This is a genomic window from Gordonia marina, assembly GCF_052036135.1.
Classification (GTDB): domain Bacteria; phylum Actinomycetota; class Actinomycetes; order Mycobacteriales; family Mycobacteriaceae; genus Gordonia.
On sequence record NZ_JBPSDN010000101.1, the window covers coordinates 1 to 1,048 of the forward strand.

The 1,048-nt window shown below is 64.6% G+C and carries 1 protein-coding gene; it reads left to right on the top strand.

Translation table 11 applies throughout. The annotated features are described in order from the left end of the window. Nucleotides 1-106: 106 nt before the first annotated feature. Nucleotides 107-1,027, top strand: a complete 921-nt coding sequence (locus ACSEEN_RS21460; RefSeq protein ID WP_440714260.1) for an IS982 family transposase — start codon at nt 107-109, stop codon at nt 1,025-1,027. Nucleotides 1,028-1,048 lie beyond the last annotated feature (21 nt).

A 1,048-nucleotide genomic window follows, 5' to 3' on the forward strand; every position in this document is an offset into this window, starting at 1 on the left:
CTAGATGAGTGATTCCTGGCGATGTGACGGGTGTGTCGTGTGGGACTGAAGAGCGAGGTCGTCCAGGATCGATGTTGCATACACCGACATCGACATGGGAGCCGACATGGTCACCGACCTGGACGACCTCGCCACCGCACTCTACGTGACCTGCGACGATCTACTCAAAGCCCACCCCGAGCGCCGATCTGCCACACCGGCGGGCGGATTCACCGCCCGGATCAGCGACGCCGAACTGCTCACCTTGTCCGCGATGCAGGTACTGCTGGGATACAGCAGTGAACGGCGCTGGATCCGCTTCGCCCACCGCCACCTGCGCGCACTGTTCCCCGACATTCCGCAACAACCGGGCTACAACAAACGCTTACGGGCCCTGGCTCCGACGATGGCATGGATAACCCGGACCCTGGCCGCGCGCACCGGCGTCGGGGACGACTCGCTGTGGGTCGCCGATTCCACCCCGGTCGAATGCGGCCGCTCCCGTGAGACCGCGCTGCGATCAGAGCTGGCCGGGTGGGCCGAGTACGGCTACTGCGCCTCCCATTCCCGCTTCTTCTGGGGACTGCGCCTGCATCTACTCACCACGGTCCATGGCGTGCCCGTGGGCTGGACCCTCACCGGCGCCAAAGCCGACGAACGTCACGCGCTGCACGACATCCTCACCGGCACAACAGGATTAGCCGAACTGGTCGAGGCCAACCATCCGACGATCATCGCCGACAAGGGCTACTACGGCCGCGAGTTCGAACACGAACTCGCCGACGCCGGCATCACCGTGCTGCGCCCAGCCCGCAAGGGCGAACGGCCCCGAGGCGGCGAACAGTTCTTCAAACCCCTGCGTCAGGTCATCGAATCGGTCAACGACACCCTCAAAGGCCAACTCGATCTCGAACGCCACGGCGGACGCACCATCGCCGGGGTCTGCACCCGGATCGCCCAACGCATCCTCGCCATGACCGCAGCGATCTGGCACAACGACACCATCGCCGCCAAAATCCGCCGATCACTCACCGCCTACGACCACTAACCCCAGGAATCACTCATCTAG